General features: G+C 35.3%; 16 protein-coding genes. 11 read left to right on the top strand and 5 right to left on the bottom strand.

The window, feature by feature from the left end; genetic code table 11:
- Positions 1–4: 4 nt before the first annotated feature.
- From pgk to AAT17_RS07585, 3 genes are read left to right on the top strand one after another with little or no spacing between them, the layout of a single operon-like run.
- Positions 5–1,186, top strand: a complete 1,182-nt coding sequence (pgk, locus tag AAT17_RS07575) for a phosphoglycerate kinase (protein ID WP_060523494.1) — start codon at positions 5–7, stop codon at positions 1,184–1,186.
- Positions 1,187–1,219: 33 nt separating this feature from the next.
- A complete protein-coding gene (locus tag AAT17_RS07580; protein ID WP_082586924.1) occupies positions 1,220–2,788 on the top strand; it encodes a lytic transglycosylase domain-containing protein in 1,569 nt (522 codons plus the stop codon).
- Between the two features lie 17 nt (positions 2,789–2,805).
- Positions 2,806–3,786, top strand: coding sequence for a DUF4837 family protein (locus AAT17_RS07585; protein WP_060523496.1), 981 nt, complete (start codon positions 2,806–2,808; stop codon positions 3,784–3,786).
- 75 nt (positions 3,787–3,861) lie between these two features.
- On the opposite strand, the gene AAT17_RS07590 is transcribed toward AAT17_RS07585, so the two are convergent.
- Together AAT17_RS07590 and AAT17_RS07595 are read right to left on the bottom strand one after the other, a co-directional pair.
- Positions 3,862–4,056: a twin-arginine translocase TatA/TatE family subunit gene (locus AAT17_RS07590; protein ID WP_042276756.1), complete on the bottom strand. Its 195-nt coding sequence runs from the start codon at positions 4,054–4,056 to the stop codon at positions 3,862–3,864.
- A 96-nt stretch (positions 4,057–4,152) separates the two neighbouring features.
- Positions 4,153–4,914 carry a helix-turn-helix transcriptional regulator gene (locus AAT17_RS07595; RefSeq protein WP_060523497.1) on the bottom strand — a complete coding sequence of 254 codons (762 nt, stop codon included), beginning with the start codon at positions 4,912–4,914 and terminating at the stop codon, positions 4,153–4,155.
- A 335-nt stretch (positions 4,915–5,249) separates the two neighbouring features.
- Between AAT17_RS07595 and AAT17_RS07600 the strand changes: the two genes are divergently transcribed.
- The 8 genes from AAT17_RS07600 to AAT17_RS07635 all read left to right on the top strand — a co-directional run bounded on the left by AAT17_RS07600 (position 5,250) and on the right by AAT17_RS07635 (position 16,115).
- Positions 5,250–5,645: a YbjN domain-containing protein gene (locus tag AAT17_RS07600; protein WP_060523498.1), complete on the top strand. Its 396-nt coding sequence runs from the start codon at positions 5,250–5,252 to the stop codon at positions 5,643–5,645.
- Between the two features lie 11 nt (positions 5,646–5,656).
- Entirely contained in the window at positions 5,657–6,355 is a 699-nt protein-coding gene (locus AAT17_RS07605; RefSeq protein WP_060523499.1) for a PspA/IM30 family protein, read from the top strand.
- A 47-nt stretch (positions 6,356–6,402) separates the two neighbouring features.
- A complete protein-coding gene (locus AAT17_RS07610) occupies positions 6,403–6,612 on the top strand; it encodes a zinc ribbon domain-containing protein (RefSeq protein WP_042276764.1) in 210 nt (69 codons plus the stop codon).
- 27 nt (positions 6,613–6,639) lie between these two features.
- Positions 6,640–7,371 carry a hypothetical protein gene (locus AAT17_RS07615; RefSeq protein ID WP_060523500.1) on the top strand — a complete coding sequence of 244 codons (732 nt, stop codon included), beginning with the start codon at positions 6,640–6,642 and terminating at the stop codon, positions 7,369–7,371.
- A 90-nt stretch (positions 7,372–7,461) separates the two neighbouring features.
- The gene (locus AAT17_RS07620; protein WP_042276768.1) at positions 7,462–9,531 is read left to right on the top strand and encodes a flotillin family protein; all 2,070 of its coding nucleotides are present in this window, start codon (positions 7,462–7,464) and stop codon (positions 9,529–9,531) included.
- 173 nt (positions 9,532–9,704) lie between these two features.
- Positions 9,705–14,609, top strand: coding sequence for a DNA repair ATPase (locus AAT17_RS07625; protein WP_060523501.1), 4,905 nt, complete (start codon positions 9,705–9,707; stop codon positions 14,607–14,609).
- A gap of 222 nt (positions 14,610–14,831) precedes the next feature.
- Entirely contained in the window at positions 14,832–15,647 is an 816-nt protein-coding gene (locus tag AAT17_RS07630; RefSeq protein ID WP_060523502.1) for a TlpA disulfide reductase family protein, read from the top strand.
- A gap of 51 nt (positions 15,648–15,698) precedes the next feature.
- Positions 15,699–16,115 carry a hypothetical protein gene (locus AAT17_RS07635; protein WP_060523503.1) on the top strand — a complete coding sequence of 139 codons (417 nt, stop codon included), beginning with the start codon at positions 15,699–15,701 and terminating at the stop codon, positions 16,113–16,115.
- Positions 16,116–16,120: 5 nt separating this feature from the next.
- On the opposite strand, the gene AAT17_RS07640 is transcribed toward AAT17_RS07635, so the two are convergent.
- The 3 genes from AAT17_RS07640 to AAT17_RS07650 form a co-directional block, all read right to left on the bottom strand.
- On the bottom strand, positions 16,121–16,723 hold the full coding sequence (locus tag AAT17_RS07640; RefSeq protein ID WP_060523504.1) for a thioredoxin family protein: 603 nt from the start codon (positions 16,721–16,723) through the stop codon (positions 16,121–16,123).
- A gap of 69 nt (positions 16,724–16,792) precedes the next feature.
- On the bottom strand, positions 16,793–17,890 hold the full coding sequence (dprA, locus tag AAT17_RS07645; protein WP_060523505.1) for a DNA-processing protein DprA: 1,098 nt from the start codon (positions 17,888–17,890) through the stop codon (positions 16,793–16,795).
- A 36-nt stretch (positions 17,891–17,926) separates the two neighbouring features.
- Positions 17,927–19,117 carry an O-antigen ligase gene (locus tag AAT17_RS07650; RefSeq protein ID WP_157539247.1) on the bottom strand — a complete coding sequence of 397 codons (1,191 nt, stop codon included), beginning with the start codon at positions 19,115–19,117 and terminating at the stop codon, positions 17,927–17,929.
- Positions 19,118–19,199 lie beyond the last annotated feature (82 nt).

Consider the following 19,199-nt stretch of genomic DNA (forward strand, 5'->3'; position numbering starts at 1 on the left):
GAATATGACAATTAACGATATCAATTTCAAAGACAAAAAGGCTCTAGTAAGAGTAGATTTCAATGTTCCGTTAGACGACAATCTTAATGTAACCGATACCACTCGTATTGAGGCAGCAAAAGACACTATTATTCATGTGCTAGAAAATGATGGTGCTGTGATTTTAATGTCACACCTAGGACGTCCTAAAAATAAAGAGAATGAATTTTCTTTAAAACATGTTGTAGAAAAGGCTAGCGACATTTTGGGAGTCCAGGTCAAATTTGCTGAGGATTGTGTAGGACAAAGTGCTATCCAAGCTGCTCAAGACCTTCAAAGTGGCGAGGTTCTTTTATTAGAAAATTTGAGATATCATGACGAGGAGAAAGCTGGTGATTCTGCTTTCGCGAAAGCGCTATCTCAATTAGGCGATGTGTACATTAACGATGCATTTGGAACAGCACATAGAGCACATGCCAGTACCGCTATAATTGCACAGTTTTTTGAGGAGAAATGCTTTGGTTTTTTAATGAATCGTGAAATTGAAAACCTCAATAAAGTATTAGAAACCCCAGAAAGACCATTGCTAGCAATATTAGGCGGTGCCAAGGTGTCTTCAAAAATTACAGTGATAGAAAATATTTTGCAAAAAGTAGATCATTTGATAATCGCTGGTGGAATGGCTTATACCTTTATAAAAGCCCAAGGAGGAAAAATTGGAAATTCATTGGTTGAGGACGATAAGCAAGAACTTGCTCTTGAAATTCTTAAAAAAGCACAAGAACACAACACACAAATTCATTTACCAGTAGATGTTTTAATGGCCGACGATTTTAGTGAAACAGCTAATAGAAAAGAGGCTGCCATTGATCAAATACCTGATGGTTGGATGGGATTAGACATAGGCGAAAAAACACAGCAGCAATTCCATGATTTAATACAGCAAGCACAAACTATATTGTGGAACGGTCCTGCTGGAGTATTTGAAATGCAAGCCTTTGCTCAAGGGACCAAAGCACTAGGTGATGCTATTGCAGTAGCTACTAAAAATGGTGCATTTTCTCTTGTTGGTGGTGGTGATTCTGTTGCTGCAGTTAAACAATTTGGCTATGCCGATAAGGTGAGTTATGTATCAACAGGTGGTGGTGCTATGTTAGAATTACTAGAAGGTAAAACCTTACCTGGTATCGCTGTTATAGAAGACTAGTGACTGTGGCAAGAATCTTGAATCAAAATCTATATGCGATCTAGAATATTAGGAACTTGTTTATCCATCATAGGGATGGTTATTTTACATGCACAGCAACCAGATTCGGTTGCTGTGAAAAGAAAGGTGTTCACCTATGAAGAATACAAGCAAAAACAAAGCGTAAAAGATTCCCTTAAAACAGACTCTCTTAAAGTAGAATCAACCACAGTAACCCATACTGTTATCCCTATTCTTGAAGTAGAAGATGGATCTGGATTAAAGGAATATCCTGAGGTAGATGAGTTTGATGAGAAATTATTAGAAGAATTGTACAACAACGATTTGTACGATTACATGTATGATGATTTTGTAAATCTGGATGATGCAGCTATCGTTAAACAAGTAGTACCTACCGACACTCTAAAAGCAAGATTAAAACGCATTAATGCTACAACACCATTTAACATAGAATATAATCCTATACTGGAAAAGCTTATTAATAAAAAGCTTAGTTATAGACGAGTTTATCTGGAGCGATTAATGACTTTAAGCGACTATTACTTTCCCATGTTTGAGGAGCAGCTGGATCAATATGACATACCATTGGAGATGAAGTACCTTGCGGTGGTAGAAAGTGCACTAGATGCCAAAGCAAAAAGTAGGGTAGGAGCTACTGGAATGTGGCAATTCATGTTTGCTACAGGGCGCAATTATGGACTCGAGGTAAATAGTTACGTTGACGAGCGCATGGATCCAGAAAAAGCTACCGTTGCAGCTTGTAAATTTTTACGTAGCTTGTATAATATCTATGGTGACTGGGACTTAGCTTTGGCTGCCTATAATTCTGGACCAGGTAATGTTAACAAGGCAATAAGACGTAGCGGCGGATATAGAAATTACTGGAATTTACGTCCTTATCTTCCACGTGAAACAGCTGGATATGTTCCGGCATTTCAAGCGATGTTATATCTATTTACCTATGCCAGTGAGCACGGTTTTAAACCATTACAAAATGAACACAGATCTATAGTTACAGATTCGGTTCAGGTTAAAAAGATGATTGCTCTAGAACACGTGGCACAGTTCACAGATCAAGATATTGAGGTAGTTCAATTTCACAATCCTAGCTATAAATTGGATCTCATTCCCGTGGTTGAAGGACGTAAGTATTATTTAAGATTACCACTTAAAGCGATGTCTAAATTTGTGAGTAATGAGGATAGTGTTTACGCTTTCGCGAAAGCGGAATTTGATAAAAGAGAAAAACCATTACCTGAATTACTAAAGGCAGAAAGTCGTGTGGTTTATCGAGTCAAAAGTGGTGATTACCTAGGTAAAATTGCCAATAAGTATGGTGTGAGCGTGAGTAAATTGAAAAGATGGAATAATTTAAGATCTTCTAAATTACGAATAGGACAAAAATTATATATCCATCCTAGACGACCAGTTGCTACTATACCGGTCTCTCAGATCACTACCTCAACTACTCATAAAGTGAAAAGTGGAGACAGTTTGTGGACAATTGCTAGAAAATATGGTACTTCGGTACGCAATTTGAAGAAGCTTAATCCAGATAAAACCGAGAACTTAAAACCAGGTATGGTTCTTAAGTTGAAATAATCAAAAACCTACTCCCAATGAAAAAATTTATATTCACTTTATGTACCGCATTATTACTACTGTCTTGTGACGATCAACCTGTTACTGTTCAAGATAGTATGGGCCAACTCAATAAAATAATGGTTGTTATTGAAAATGAAGATTGGGATGGACAAGTAGGTGATACAATACGCAATGTGCTGGCACAATCTGTCGTAGGTATTGTAAGAGATGAACCTCTATTTACTTTGAATCACGTAAAACCTAGGAGTTTTAAAGGGGCTATTCAAAAATCTCGTAATTTTTTACAGATCAAGAAATCCGATAGTGTAAAAGTAAGTGTTAAGGAAAATCCGTATGCAAATCCTCAATTGGGAATTATTGTAAGTGGTCCAAATCCTGATGCTGTGGCACAAGCTGTTTACGACAATCAAAATGATATCATTAAACTATTTACCAAAAGTGAGGTTAGCTACAAAAAAGGTTTAATGGATAAGGTAGCGCTTAATGTAGACCGAATTAAAAAGCGTTTTGGTATTGATCTTACTGTGCCTAGAGCTTATAGATATGCAGCGGTAAATGACCCTGATTTTGTATGGTTGCGTCGTAATATTCCAGAAGGCACAATGGACCTTATGATTTACGAGGTTGACCGATCATTAATCACTCGCGATTCAAATACTGTGTCACAAATTATAAAGGTTCGTGACAGTATAGGCGGTTTAAAAATTCCAGTGGATGAAGGTGGTGTTTTTCAAACGGAACCTATATTCACTCCGTCGTTATTTGAAAGCGAGGTGGCTGGTGCTTTTGCCTTTGAAACTAGAGGTACTTGGGAAGTGAAAAATATGTTTATGGCAGGACCATTCATAAACTACGCAGTGTATAATAAAGAACGTGACAACTGGCTTATTTTAGAAGGTTATGTGAGCGCACCAAATGCAGATAAGCGCAATTACCTTTTTGAGATAGAAGCTATTTTAAGGAGTGCTAGTTTTGTAGCCGCTCCTAGCGAATAGGCACTAATGGTAAAGAATAAAAAAACCGCTTAGAAAGTTTCTAAGCGGTTTTTTTATTTTATAAGAAGGATAGAACTAGCTGTTAAGGCTGTTATTGTTATCTTCTTTTTTTTCATCATCTTTTGTAGCGTCTTTAAACTCCTTAATTCCACCACCTAGACCTCTCATTAATTCAGGTATTTTTTTACCACCAAAAATTAATAAAACAACCAGCGCAATTAAAACGAACTGCCATGGTCCAAACATTCCTAAGAAAATACTAGCTAACATTGCTTTTAATTTTAAAATACAAAGATACAATTCTACGTGGTTATAGACACTTTTATACTGTTATAGTTTAAAGATTAAGTGTTAAACCCTTCTCATTTAAAGAGAATCATGATTTTTAATGGCTTTTAATTGAGCTTCAATTAAGGCAAGTTTATCCTCAAAACTATCGGTTAATTCAGGCACACGTCTAAAAAACACATAACGCACTCGCCACAATTGTTTAATTTCTTTCAAGGTAACTTTAATATCATCAATATTTTTATGATCTGCTCTTAAAACTATTCCGTTTTCAGTTGTGTATAGTCTACGTAAGATAATGTGATCATTGATCAAGGCAAAAGCAACAGTGCCGTTATTTAGTTTCTGGATCACCTTGTTGGGCACTAATTCACCAATTACAATATCCTTTGGATAAAATCCCTTATCATGACTGGTCATTTCTAGATTGTTTACAGTAAAGCCTCTGAATGTTTTTTCAGTATTTATAGGAAGAGATAAACTAGGCATGTCTTTCACAAAAAACTCATTATCAAAATGAGCTATGTAATCTTGATAGTTTTTAGCGGTAATACAAGGTACTGTGGCAAATTGTTCCTTTTCTAGATCTTCTGGGTCTAGAGTAATATTGTCATTGAATCTTAATAATTGATTCACTGTTAATTCTGAGGTAAGTAAATCATCTATAGAAATGCTAAAATAATTAGCAACCTTTATTATTGTTTCAATTTTCGGTTCGCTTCTACCTTCTTCATAGGCACCTAAAGTACCTCTTTTTAAGTCAAATAGGTCTGCAAATGCCTGTTGACTTAAGCTCTTGACACCTCTAATTTTTTTGATGTTTTTACCGAAAAACGACATAATTTGCTAATTTTATTTGCAAGATTAAATTTTTATTGTATCTTTACGCTATCAAAATTAGCAATTACCAACCATTTAAGCTAATATTTTGAGTAAAAATTGCTATGAAAGGAATTATTAAGGGTCTAACCAGCCCAATTCCTTTCTTTAAAAAATTGTTTAACCAAAAACTATAACCATGATTAACCTAGTAGTATTTGTAATCGAACTGGCCGCTAGAATTTTTCTAGCATGACAAGGTCTTTTTTTGTAATATTATCGTAATTCAAAACAGTGTTTTTTTATGCGGTAATTGAAAGAAGAATTACTTTAAATTAAAATAGACCAAAAGAAAAATGAACGACCATTACCAAAAAATCAAAGAATACCTTCAACAACTAGATTTTGATATTACTCGAGAGAATCCATCTTCTGGAATTCTTGTAATTGAAAAAGAAGATGTAGGTATCAAAAATCTTATCATGGGTATTGCGCCACCTATTCTTATAATGGAGCAATACATTTTTAAAATAAATAACCATAGAGATGAGGTTTTTAAAAGTTTACTACAAAAAAATCGCGATATTATTCATGGTGCTTTTGTGCTAGACGAGACTGGTACCAAGGTGATTTTTAGAGACACCTTACAAATTGAAAATTTAGACCTGAATGAGTTAGAAGGATCGCTTAACTCACTCAGCTTACTGTTAAGTGAATACAGCGACCAGATAATTACTTTTTCAAAGTATTAAAAAACATTGTTATGAATATTTTTAGAAGACTATTTAAAATAGGAGAAGCACACGCAAATAAAGCCGTTGATAATCTTGAGGATCCTATAACCATGACCGAACAAGGTATCAGGGATATGAAAGAAGATCTTAATAAAAGTGTCGAAGCTATGGCACAAGTTAAAGCATTGGCAATAAGATCAAAAAATGATTTAAATGCTTATCAAGAAAAGGCTAAAGACTATGAGCAAAAAGCGGTTTTAATCCTTAAAAAAGCTCAAAAAGGAGACATCTCTACAGATGAAGCAGATCGATTGGCCAAAGAAGCCCTACTTAAAAAGGAAGAGACTCAAGCAAAAATCAATCAAACTCAAGAGGAAACTGAAAAGTATGAGAAAAATGTTGAAAAGCTTAAATCTTCTATCGACACGATCAAGGGTAACATTACAAAATGGGAAAATGAACTCAAAACTCTTAAAGCAAGAGTAAAAGTAAGTGACGCCACAAAAAATGTGAACAAGCAAATGGCCGAGCTTGATAGTGCTGGTACAGTAAGTATGCTAGAACGCATGAAAGAAAAAGTCGCTCAAGAAGAGGCACTAGCTGAAGCTTATGGTGAAATGGCAGATCAAGGTAAAAGTATCGATCAAGAACTTGATGAGGCAGCTAGCTCTACCGATGCGCAAATAGATGATGAATTAGAGCGTCTTAAAAAGCAACTTAATTCTTAAAATGAATGAGTGGCTATATCCTTAGTCACTTCAATCAGAATTCCATTATGAAAAATTTGAATTACAGCTGTGTAAAGTGCGGTCATCATCAATATGAAACAGGTGAAATGCGCGCTACAGGCGGTACCTTGTCCAAAATCTTTGATGTTCAAAATAAAAAATTCAGTTATGTAGCGTGTAAACGCTGCAAGTATACCGAGTTTTATAAAGCCAGTACAGGAGCATTAAGTAACATCTTTGATTTTCTAACTAATTAAAAATTGTAACCAACAAAAACCAATAACTTGAATAATTTCCTAGATCTCATATTTTCCGATGTAAACAGCATCCTTACGGTTTTAATTATACTACTGGCTATCTATTGGATTCTTACTGCAATAAGCGGTGTAGACTTTGATTTAGACGTAGATATTGATGTAGATTTAGACGTAGATATTGATGTAGATGTGGATGCTGATATGGATCTAGATATTGATACTGTAGATCCAGGAAATATCGAGTTTGGTGATGTTGCAAGTTCCGAGGTGCAAAAGGAACACGTCGTTAACAAAGGAACCAGACGTCTTAAATGGTGGCAAATTGTTTTGATTTATTTCAATTTTGTAGGATTACCATTTATGTTCACTTTCACCTCATGGATATTTGTATGGTGGATATGTACCCTACTAGCAACAGATATTACAGGTACTGAAAATAATACGATTGGCTTCTTATTTATGCTAGCCTTACTTATTCCTAGCTTGTTCCTTAATAAACTATTTACTACACCGTTTAAAAGCTTCTTTGCAAAACTTAATAAAAATGGTGACGTACCAGTAGATTTTTTGGGACGTACTGCAACTTTACTTAGCAGTATTTCAGGTGAAAAATTAGGTAATGCAGAGGTGGTCGTAGATGGAAACCCAATGAGTATCTATGTGAAATCTTTAGATGGTTCGCTATTAAGCTTTCGCGAAAGCGTACTCATAATCAAGCAATCCCAGGATAAAAATTACTATTACGTGAGTAAAGAATAACAAACGTATCAAAAGTGACAGTTACACTTAGGTACTCTTTAATAAACCTTCAATAACAATTAATTTAACTAACTAAAAATTTAAAAACGCATGAATACAGGAGCCATAGCAATTGCAGTAGTGGTAGGCATAGTAGCCATTATTGTAATTTATTTTTTAATCATAGCCCTTTTTTACAAAAAGGTACATCAAGGTGAGGCGCTCGTGCGCACCGGTTTCGGTGGTACCAAAGTAGCAACAGACAAAGGTCTTTTTGTTGTCCCAGTATTTCACCGTGTAGAGGTCATGGATATTTCGGTAAAGAAAATCCAGATCGAGCGTATGAATGTAGAAGGACTTATCTGTAAAGACAACCTACGTGCCGATATTAAGGTAGCTTTCTTTGTACGTGTAAACAATGAAGTGGACTACATTAAAAAAGTAGCTCAAACCATAGGTGTTCAACGTGCATCACGCATTGAAACCTTAGAAGATCTTTTTGAAGCAAAATTTTCTGAAGCTCTTAAAACAGTAGGTAAAAAGTTTGATTTTATCCAGCTATATGAAGCTCGTAGAGAATTTCGCGATGAGATTGTAGACATTATCGGTACAGATTTAAATGGGTATACACTAGAAGATTGTGCTATTGATTACCTAGAACAAACCGCTGTTAGCCATTTAAAGCCAGACAATATTTTAGACGCAGAAGGGATTAAGAAAATTACCGACTTAACGGCTGCGCAAAACATCAAGGCTAATCTCATCAAACGTGATGAAGAAAAAACCATCCGTAAGCAAGATGTAGAAGCTCGTGAAGCAATTCTTGAGTTGGATAAGCAATTAGCTGAAAAAGAAGAGCAACAAAAGCGTGAGATAGCAAATATCAAATCTCGTGAAGAAGCAGAAACATTAAAAGTAGCAGAAGAAGAACGTCTGAAATCAGAAACAGCTCGCATTGCTACAGAAGAGAAAGTAAAAGTTGCCGAAGAAAACATGCAACGCCAGATCATCGTTGCAGAGAAGAACAAGCAACGTACCGATGCTGTAGAGGCAGAACGTGTAGAAAAAGATCGCTTACTTGAGGCTACAGAGCGTGAAAGAGTGGTTACACTAGCCCAAATTGAGAAAGAAAAAGTAGTTGAGGTAGAGAAAAAGAACATTCAGGATGTAATACGCGACCGCGTTATGCTTGAAAAAGGAGTGGTAGAAGAGCAGGAAAACATGAAAGACATTGAAGCTTTCAAAACTGCAGACCGTATCAAACAAGTAACTATCACTAATGCCGAGGCTGCCGCTCAAGAAGATCTCATTAAAACCATAAAAGCTGCCGAAGCTCAAAAAGAAGCAGCTAAGCAAAAAGCCGAAGAAATCAATATCGAGGCACAAGCTCATAAAGAAGCTAGTGAGAAAGAAGCACAAGCACGTAAAATACTTGCCGAAGCACAAGCTAAAGAAGAGGCAACAGTAGGTCTTTCTGAAGCACAAGTAATGCATGCTAAAGCTGATGCGAGTGAGCGACAAGGTATTGTTGATGCAGTAGTAATCGAGAAAAAAGCTCTTGCTGAAGCCGCTGGAATCCAGGCCAAGGCTGAAGCAAAACGCAAAGACGGTCTTGCCGAAGCTGAGGTGATTAAAGAAAAAGCCCTTGCTGATGCTGCTGGAATAGAAGAAAAAGCAGAAGCTATGAAGAAACTAGATGGTGTAGGTAAAGAACACGAAGAGTTCAAACTACGACTAGATAAAGAACTTCAAGTAGACCTAGCGCAAATCAATATTCAAAAAGATATTGCCGATGCTCAAGCTAAAGTAATAGGTGATGCCCTTAAGGCTGCAAACATTGATATAGTAGGTGGTGAAACCATGTTCTTTGACCAAATCATTGGACAGATTACAAAGGCTAAAGGTTACGACCGTTTAGTAAGTCATTCCGAAACAGTAACTGAAGTTAAGGATGCAATCCTAGGTAGCGATGATGTAAAAGGAAATCTACTAGATAAGGTTAAAGAGTTTACAGATAAATACAACATCAGTTCAGAGGATATTAAGAACCTCACCATCGCAAACTTGTTGAGCAACTTACAAGGCAAGTCAAACGATGGCGACGAAAAAACCATGCTAGGTAACCTTATGAACCTAGCAAAAGGGATGGGATTGTCTAATAAGAAGTTAGGGAATATTTAAAAGTTGTGATAGGGCGCTCCGCTGCTCTTGTGAGCAGCGGCAGGCTATCCACTATATCTTTTGAAAAACTCATAGGTTATAATACCTATGAGTTGTCAAAAGGATGTCGTTACTATCCTTAGCGCAGTTTTTCACTCTATATTCATTTTTACCATTCTACAGACTTAACATTCATGGCGACTACACCAAAAGATACCACACAACTAGACTCAGGAACCTACGAGATTATTCAAAGTAGGCTGCAAAAACAAAAAACCGATTTGCAGCAACGTTTGTCTCGACTTAATGAAGCTCGTAAAAAAGTTTTTGGATCACTAGAAACCAGACTTATAGCAAACGACCGCATTAATACAGAAAACAACTGTATTGCGCAGGACATCATTGCATTAGGTAACACTTGTATCTTTGGATATAATGTACATTTTGGGTTGCGTACTCAAATTCAGTTGAGTGATGTATTTAGTATTTATACTTTTGAAAAGGTAGATGGAGAGGTGAGTTTTCGCGCAAGCGAGAAAGGTCTGCAGCTTTTAGATGATGCTGTTTTTAAGACTGATTTTGAAAATCTATACAAGTATTATAGAAATACCGTGTTTACAAAGTTTGCCATTATGGGTAACTACTTGCACATGGTTTTTCAGCTTAGTGATTCGGTAACAGATATTAAAACCTTTAAATGGCTCATTAATGGTGAACATTTAGAATATGTGGATAACCGTAGCGAGCATGAATACAAATTTCCATCACAATACGGTTTTCAATGGGTACAAGCAGGTCGCGATGATCAACGTTATGGCGAGCATGCTCATGTATCTATAAAAGACAAGGTTTTTGTTGAAACTATAGGTGGTGATTTAACCATTAAAGTAGAAGATAACACTAGCGACGGTTTAGGGATTTATAACGAGCCAGTAGAACATCGTGATCAAACACTAGATGATGGACAATACAGATTTGCCGACCTAGGAAACCTCATTATTCTTGAAATAAAACCCTTTCAAGAACAACCTAGATATTTTGTTTACAATCATAAAATACAATCAGTAGAGAAAATTGATAGTATTTCACAAGCTGCGGTGTTACTACCCGATGATCAAGGGATTATTTTCCCTAGTGGATATTACCTACAAACAGGTGAGTATAATGTATTCCCAGGCGATGTAGGAAGCCTTAAATTTCAGCAACGAGTGGCATCACCTAATGGTGAAGACCACTTATATATTTTCTATAATCAAGAGAAAGGTATTTATGTTTTAATGGCCTATAATGTCATAGAGCAACAAGTACAAACACCCATTATTTGTAATGGTTTTACACTGTTAGAAGGTGGTGAACTTGCTTATTTTAGAACCGAGGATGAGCAAACAAAACATCATATGATGCAAATATGGCAAACACCCTTTTTAAAAGGCGACGTGTTACCATCTGAACATCAAGATACCTTACTCTTTAAAATAGGCAATAAAGACATTGTAAAGGCCATGGCCGAGTCGAATGAGCTCATCACTCTTCTCAATAAAGAGGACAGCTATGAAGGCCTTTATGACGATATTGCTCGGGCATCAAAAGATGTTATTGACGCCTATTATTGGTTAAATGAGGAAGAAACCCAGCAGCTTTCAATACCGCTTAAAGAAATTAACAAAGCAGCCAATGCTGCTGTTGACGAATTTGAAAAGGTTAAACAATTGCGCAAGCAAGCTGCCAAGGAAACCCAGTCAATCAGTAAAAAATCTGAAGAGCTTTTTAATAAAATTAAAAGCACTTCTTTTAAAAGTATTCAGGACTTTGTACACCTGCTTACACAACTTAGAACCTTACGAGGTGAAGTCATAAGCCTTAATGAAATAAGGTATACCGACGATGCTTTTATAGAGGAAAAGGAACAGCAAATTGTAGAACAAAATGAACTAATCTCACGTAGAGCGGTTACTTTTTTACTGCAGGATACAGCATTGTCACCCTACCACCAAGCGGTTCAAGAAAAACAGGAGCAGCTAGAAAAAGTAGACAAGGTTATTGATATTAAACAGCTGGGAAAAGAGGTAAATCAAATTGCCGAAGATCTAGAACTGCTCATTGACATTGTTTCTAATTTAAAAATAGAAGACACTTCACATTCTACTAAAATCATTGAAAATATTTCATTGATATTCGCTACTATAAACCAACTTAAGGCTGCTCTTAAAAACAAAATAAGAGCAGTAGGTAAGAAGGAAGCTCAGGCAGACTTTGCTGCTCAACTTAAGTTAGTTGATCAAAGTATTATCAACTACCTTGATATTGCCGATACTCCAGAGAAATGTGATGAATTCCTAACCAAAATTTCAATCACTCTTGAGGAATTAGAAGGGAAATTTGCCGACTTTGATGAGTACATCACCACTATCATTGAAAAACGTGAAGAAGTTTATGCAGCTTTTGACTCACGTAAAAACAGTCTGGTTGAAGCTCGTAATAAAAAGGCAATTTCATTACAAAATGCCGCAAATCGAATCATTAAAGGAGCTCAAAAACGAGCACAATCACTAGCCAGTACGGTTGAAATTAATGGATACTTTGCTAGTGATTTAATGATCAATAAAGTGCGTGACATCATTAAACAGTTACAAGAACTAGATGATGCTGGTAAAGCAGAATCACTAGAAACTGCATTAAAATCGTCAAGAGAAGATGCCTTGAGAAAACTCAAGGACAAGCAGGAGCTTTATGAAGATGGTGAGAACATCATTAAACTAGGTCAACATAAATTTGGTGTAAACAAACAACAGTTAGACCTTACCATAGTTTATAAAAATGACTCACTGTATTACCACCTTACAGGAACAGATTTTTACCAAAAATTAAATAACGAAATTCTAGAGCAATCTCGTTCACTATGGGATCAAGAACTAGTTTCAGAAAACCACGATGTTTATAGATCCAGCTATCTAGCTTATACCATATTTCAATCACAAGATACAGAGCAACTTGCGCAGTCTAGTGAAGCCGATTTGTTACAACAAGTTCAACAAATTGCTAGTCAAAATTATGCAGGTGGTTATGTAAAAGGTGTACACGACCATGATGCCGCAGCCATTTTAAATGTCTTGGTTCAAAAACATCATGATCTTGAGTTGTTAAGATTTACGCCCAACGTAAGAGCTCATGCTCAACTTTTCTGGCAGCAGCTAGATCAGGAGATTAAAAATAAATACAACCAGATTATTAAACGTGCTGGTCACGTATTGCAAGTATTTCCTAATAGTGATAACCACATTTTTGTTATAGATCAACTCATAATTGAAATTACAAATAGCAATCAAACGGCTATAACAATTATCGAGAAGCAAAGTGATTTTAACGAGCACATAAAGCAAATGGCTACCTATTTATTTTATGAACTCAAGGACAATGATCATTTTGTAGTAAGTCAAAATGCTATAGATCTACAAAATTCATTTGAAAAAGCACTGCAATCTCAAAAGGCCTACACACAATTTAACAGAGCGCTAGATGAGTGTGATACTCAAAAGGATAAAGTTGACACGGTACGTCATTGGGTTTCCGCTTTCGCGAAAGCGGAACAACCACAATCTTTACAATACCACATTGAAGAATGTGTGGCACACATGCTCTATGGGTCAAGCGCTGAGGTGGTAAACAGCATAAATGCAACCCAAACCATAACTAATCTCAAAGGCACACATAGTACTATTACCGATGGAGAATTTGAGTTTAATTACCACAGATTTGTAGCGTTATTAGATGATTATGTAAAGTATAAAGTGCCAGCTTATGAGATGTTTAAAAAAACAAAGCATCAAGTAACCGAGGACCTAAAAAGCCAACTAAGACTAGAAGAATTTAAACCAAGAGTACTTAGCAGTTTTGTGCGTAATAAATTAATCAATCAGGTTTATTTTCCATTAATAGGAGACAATTTATCCAAACAATTAGGGACAGTAGGTGATTCAAAACGTACTGATCGCATGGGAATGCTGCTACTGATATCGCCGCCAGGATACGGTAAAACCACACTTATGGAATATGTGGCAAATCGATTGGGATTAATTTTCATGAAAATTAATGGACCAGCGATAGGTCATGAAGTAACTAATGTAGATCCAGAAGCGGCAACTAATGCGGCAACTAGAGAAGAACTTAAAAAGCTTAACCTAGCTTTTGAAATGGGCGATAATGTGATGTTGTATCTAGACGATATCCAGCATTGTAATCCAGAATTTCTTCAAAAATTTATAAGCCTGGCTGATGGTACAAGAAAAATAGAAGGTGTGTTTAACGGCAAACCCAAAACCTATGACTTAAGTAGTAAAAAGTTTTGTGTGATTATGGCTGGTAACCCATATACGGAGAGTGGTGACAAATTCCAAATACCAGACATGCTCGCAAACCGTGCAGATATCTATAACCTAGGAGATATCATAGGAGATACGTCTCATTTGTTTGAATTATCATTGATTGAGAATGCGCTTACTAGTAATCCAGTACTACAGCAATTAAGCAACAAACATTTTGATGACGTTTATGCTTTATTAGATAGAGTAGAGAATGGTGCGGCAGATAATGAACTTAAAGGCAATCACAGCAGTCAAGAATTAGCCGATTATGAAGCTGTTTTGGAAAAGGTGGTTCGTATAAGAGATACGGTTCTCAAAGTAAATGAAACCTACATTTCTAGTGCTGCTATGGACGATGCTTACCGCACAGAACCTAGTTTTAAACTACAAGGTTCCTATAGAGACATGAATAAACTAGTGGCCAAAATTGTTCCTATCATGGATGATAAAGAACTTACCACATTGTTGCTGTCACATTATGAAAGTGAATCCCAAACACTCACTACTGCCGCCGAGGCCAATTTGTTGAAGTATAAAGAACTTACAAGTACCCTTTCTAGTGAAGAGCAAGATCGATGGAATAGCATTAAGGAAACCTTTTTAAAGAACAACAAACTTAAGGGATTAGGAAATGATCAATCCATGGCTCAAATCCTTTCTCAAATGATGGAATTCACCGATAACTTAGAAGGAATTAAAGAGGTACTGAGGAATGGATTAATAAAGAACAATCAATAATTATTGTAATACTGAAAGATTACATTATACTTAAATTCAAATAAATAGCAATTATAAATATTTAATCTAGCTACTTCTTGTTGTAGTATCAATAAATTGCGCTAGTGATAATAATGGTTGTGTTATAGATAAAAATATTGATGACGAGAATGATGTCGGACCGACTAAAAATTCACTTGGATGTGGGTTGTTCTGGATTTTTGATTGTATTGGAGGCTGTTTATGATAAACGTAAAATTTAAAAAGGTAGTAATAACAGGTTTTCTTTCATTATTACTTTTTATTTCAATATTAGGGACTTTATCTTTTTATTTTCAAGGGTTACAAATTCAGGAAATTGGAATCTGTTTTGCAGTAATTGGATTCATATGTAACTTATTGTTTTTCCCTTACAACAGTAATTTAAAAAATAGAATCCACTTTTTATTTTTTTCAACTGGACTTTTCTGGTTGTTTCATGTTGTTGTAGTTATTTATTCAGGTAATTGGATTCAGTTGTTTCCTAATCTTAGTTTGTTAATTGTTATTATTAGCTTTCTTTATGTAAATCAAAAAAAGAATTTAATCATACCTTTTTTTTCAGTTTTAATTTTCCTTCTATTAGGGTTGAAAATTATAAAATGGAATTCGAAGGTAGATGTTGCGACATTATTAAAAAAAGAGCCTCTCACGGGTACATATTTTCGAGAAGCAAGTAAACCTCAAATTATTGAATTCTGGTATTCAAGTTGCTCGATATGTATCGAAAATTTTGACGCTTTTGATAAATTTTATCAAAAAAACAAGGATAAATACGATATTTTGTCTGTAAATATCGAAATTGATACGGATAAAAAACGAAATTTTGATCCGGTTAACTTTATTAAAGAAAAAGGATATAAATTTCCTGTTATGGTCATGTCACCAGATTATGCGGAAAGTACATATCAAATATTCTCAACCCCTAAAACAATGATAGTGAAAAATGACACTATCATTCTAAAAGAAAATATAATTGCAACTAGTGATTTGGTTGAATCAATTTTTTCAAACAAATAAAATCACAGCATCTCAATCTGCTCAGAAACTGATTTTAAATAAATTTAGAATATGTTCTTTAAAAGATTATGGAATTCATATACAGCTAAGAAGAAAGTATCAAGAATTTTGAAGGAACCCGAGCTTGAGTTTTCATATCAATTTTTTCAAAACGATATTCCTAGAATAGAATTTATTCGACAAAAAAGCTTGGCTAATTTTAAGGATATAGAAATAAGTAAACCAACAGATTTTGCAGTTAAAATATTCCCTTTTGGGGATGAAAAAGTAATTGAAAAAATAGAAGCATGGAAGCATTCTGAAAAATCCATGAAACTAAGAGATGATGAAAAGTCTGATTTATATTACTGCATATTTATGAAAAGTGGGTTAAATGAGATAAAACTTGTTTCTCAAGATATTCTGACAAATATTTTTGATATGACCGATGGTGATGAAGTTGACTATGGAGTTAAACTTTTTGAATAAGTAATTCAAACCCTTTGCAACATCTCCACGAGATCATTCTCGATATCTTTTCCTTTGTCTTTGTTGTACCAGGTTTGTAGTTCTTGCTTAAATTCTGGTGATAAAGAACCTTTTGCAGCTTTTTCTGCAGCAACCAGGGCAGTTGCTTTTGTAGGTCGTGGGCCCCAAGTTGCTACTGGCAAATTTGTTTTGGCATCAATTAAAATAAGCTTGGCAATTGCTCGATTTCCATTAGTAAGGAACTCATCCATCAATTTGGGATTTTTGTCTCTTAAAACAACCTTGTAATTGATTTGTGCGGCTACTGCAACTTTATTTATCATGGGCATGGCATGAGCAGCATCACCACACCAGCTTTCTGTAATAACAAGGAAGTACACGTCTTTATCAAAATTTTCGAGAAATCTTTGACTTTCTGGTAACAGTTTCAAAGTTTTATCCAGTCGTCGCATTCTTTGATGATTCAATTTCGTATACTCCGCAAGAGCTTCAGTTATTTGATCTCCTGTATTAGTTTGATTAATTACGTGGTCTTCGACCAATTTGCGATACTCTGAGTAGGAAATGGCGTTAGACGCAGCTTGCTTAATAATTTCTGCTAAATTCATATTACAAAAGTAATATAGTACGCACTTTGATCTATGTGACTTTTATCACCTAGATAGGTATATTTTTCCTTAGGCTAGGGTAAACAGTTTACCAGGTAATGGTTGCACCACACCTTTAAGTTCCATAGACATAAGAACTGAGGCTAATTGGTGAACGGGTAGTTCCATTTCTAGCGCAATGATATCTAGTAATTCCTTATCTCGTTTTTTAAGAAATTGAAAGACTCTTTTTTCAATCTCATTAAGCTCTACAAACAATTGCTTTTGTACTGCTATGTCACGTTCCTTCCATCCTAAAATGTAAGGAATGTCAGCAGTTTTAGTAAGCATGTGTGCTTTAGCTTGTTTGATAAGTTCATTGCAACCTATACTGTATTTGTCGTTGACTCTACCAGGTACTGCAAAAACCTCGCGGTTGTAACCATTTGCAAGATCTGCAGTTACTAGGGAACCACCTTTTGAGGCACTTTCAATAACAACTGTGGCCTCGCTCATACCGGCGATAATTCTATTACGTCCTAAAAAGTTTTTACGATCAAAAGTATCAGTATGCCAAAAATCGGTAATGAATCCGCCATTTTTCATGAGGTCCTCATTGTGCGCACTGTGATTTCTAGGATAGGTTTGATTGAGACCATGAGCCATAACTGCGATGGTTTGTAAACCTAATTCTATAGCCATTTTATGTGCTAGAATGTCGACTCCATAGGCATAACCACTTACTATTACTGGATTAAGTGGTGCAATTTCATTCATGAATTTTTCCAAAAAAGCAGCACCAGTTGTAGTAATTTGTCTAGTACCTACAATGCTTAGAAAATAGGGATTTGAATAATCAATAGCACCTTTTTCAAAAAATACAATCGGGCTATCAATACAGTATTTCAAACGTTCTGGATAATCATCCTGATTATAAACCTTGCATTTGATTTGATTGGCATGGGTAAATTCTAATTCCTTTTTTGCTTTATCAAATAAAGTCTCTTTATGTTTTATAAAACTGGCCTTTTTATCTCCTAGACCATCAATGGCAGCAATGTCCTTAACTTTTTGTGCAAATACATCCTGAGCACTACCAAATTCCCTCAACAGTTTTTTAGCCATTATATCTCCTACGAGTGGAGCTTTTTTAAGGGCTAGTAAGGCTAGTAATTCTTGTTCTTGCATGGTTTGTTAGTGATTACGCTTTCGCGAAAGCGTAACTTATCTATTATCCTTCTCAAAGGTATCAATCACTTTTTCATGTGACAATACTAAGGAGCCAGCCGATGTTGACGCATTGAAATTTAAGACAAATAAAAAATTAAGGAATAAAGAAAAGTAAAAAACTCCTTCCTGTCGTTCTAGAATATTTTCTGCTAGCATCCACACTGCAAATAAGAATAATAGAGCAACAGCTAGATAATTCTTTTTATTCAGCGATTGAATCCCTAAATAGCCATAGGATAAAAAGAAGACCAATAGACCTATGAAACCTACTGCTAGTATTAAGCTTAAATATTGATTATGTGTGTTATAAGAGAGATCAAACAAGGCACTTTCCTTACTGGCAAAACAATCCAATAATTCCTGCTTGCTATCACCAATTCCATAACCAAATAAACTAGCATGCGGCATTATTTCAAAACTACATTCATTAATCGTATTTCTAATAGTAACAGATTCTAGGGTTTTATGTTCAGGGTTTTTTACTATGAGCAGTTCAGAGAACCTGCTATTTATAGAAGGTACAAAAACGATGAGTCCTAAAATACAGACGAATAATCCGCTAAAAAGAATCCACAACTTGCGTTGATTTATAAGAATCGTTAACATGGCAATACCTAGTAAAAACGCCATGATACTAGCTTTAAAGGAAAAGTAAAGCAAAACGCTGAATAAGAATATAAATACTAGTGAACCACCTAGTGCTTTCCAGCTTTTTTTAGATATAAAAAACAAATAACCTGTGACAAGTGTTGCTATGGATAGGTGATAGGATAGGTACAAACTATCAATATTATTCCACAACCCTAGTTGATGTAGAAAGGATCTTTTTCCCTGTAAAATTATATCAAGATCATAATTGGAGAGCATCATGTACAAGCTTATAAGAACTAGTACAATTATGGAACCTACATAAACTTTCAAAAAGTCTTTCAGGTGATTACGTAAGTATTCAATCACTACAGACGGGACAACAGCAAAGCTTAAAGGAAGTAATAATAAAGGCGTAAGTGTCCCTAATTTTTTAAGGGCATACTCGCTGTTTGAGCTATAAAAAAGACTAGCCAACAAAACAAAATATATAGCAGCAGTTGCTATAAAGTAATTAACTCGAAAAACCTTTTGCTTGTTAGTTAAGCTTATTAATAATGATAAACCTACAAATATCCCTATGGTTATATTACTCACGATTTTTGGTAAAATAGGAAGAGTAAATAAAGTATAGGTAAAAAGTAAATGTATACGTTGTAAAATACTTTTATTGGGATAG

The organism is Nonlabens sp. MIC269 (assembly GCF_001430865.1).
Lineage (GTDB): Bacteria > Bacteroidota > Bacteroidia > Flavobacteriales > Flavobacteriaceae > Nonlabens > Nonlabens tegetincola.

What these genes read in the sequence shown, in the direction of transcription:
- pgk (WP_060523494.1), top strand. Translation starts at nt 5, where the DNA reads ATGACAATTAACGATATCAATTTCAAAGACAAAAAGGCTCTAGTAAGA.
- AAT17_RS07580 (WP_082586924.1), top strand. Translation starts at nt 1,220, where the DNA reads ATGCGATCTAGAATATTAGGAACTTGTTTATCCATCATAGGGATGGTT.
- AAT17_RS07585 (WP_060523496.1), top strand. Translation starts at nt 2,806, where the DNA reads ATGAAAAAATTTATATTCACTTTATGTACCGCATTATTACTACTGTCT.
- AAT17_RS07590 (WP_042276756.1), bottom strand. Translation starts at nt 4,056, where the DNA reads ATGTTAGCTAGTATTTTCTTAGGAATGTTTGGACCATGGCAGTTCGTT.
- AAT17_RS07595 (WP_060523497.1), bottom strand. Translation starts at nt 4,914, where the DNA reads ATGTCGTTTTTCGGTAAAAACATCAAAAAAATTAGAGGTGTCAAGAGC.
- AAT17_RS07600 (WP_060523498.1), top strand. Translation starts at nt 5,250, where the DNA reads ATGAACGACCATTACCAAAAAATCAAAGAATACCTTCAACAACTAGAT.
- AAT17_RS07605 (WP_060523499.1), top strand. Translation starts at nt 5,657, where the DNA reads ATGAATATTTTTAGAAGACTATTTAAAATAGGAGAAGCACACGCAAAT.
- AAT17_RS07610 (WP_042276764.1), top strand. Translation starts at nt 6,403, where the DNA reads ATGAAAAATTTGAATTACAGCTGTGTAAAGTGCGGTCATCATCAATAT.
- AAT17_RS07620 (WP_042276768.1), top strand. Translation starts at nt 7,462, where the DNA reads ATGAATACAGGAGCCATAGCAATTGCAGTAGTGGTAGGCATAGTAGCC.
- AAT17_RS07625 (WP_060523501.1), top strand. Translation starts at nt 9,705, where the DNA reads ATGGCGACTACACCAAAAGATACCACACAACTAGACTCAGGAACCTAC.
- AAT17_RS07630 (WP_060523502.1), top strand. Translation starts at nt 14,832, where the DNA reads ATGATAAACGTAAAATTTAAAAAGGTAGTAATAACAGGTTTTCTTTCA.
- AAT17_RS07635 (WP_060523503.1), top strand. Translation starts at nt 15,699, where the DNA reads ATGTTCTTTAAAAGATTATGGAATTCATATACAGCTAAGAAGAAAGTA.
- AAT17_RS07640 (WP_060523504.1), bottom strand. Translation starts at nt 16,723, where the DNA reads ATGAATTTAGCAGAAATTATTAAGCAAGCTGCGTCTAACGCCATTTCC.
- dprA (WP_060523505.1), bottom strand. Translation starts at nt 17,890, where the DNA reads ATGCAAGAACAAGAATTACTAGCCTTACTAGCCCTTAAAAAAGCTCCA.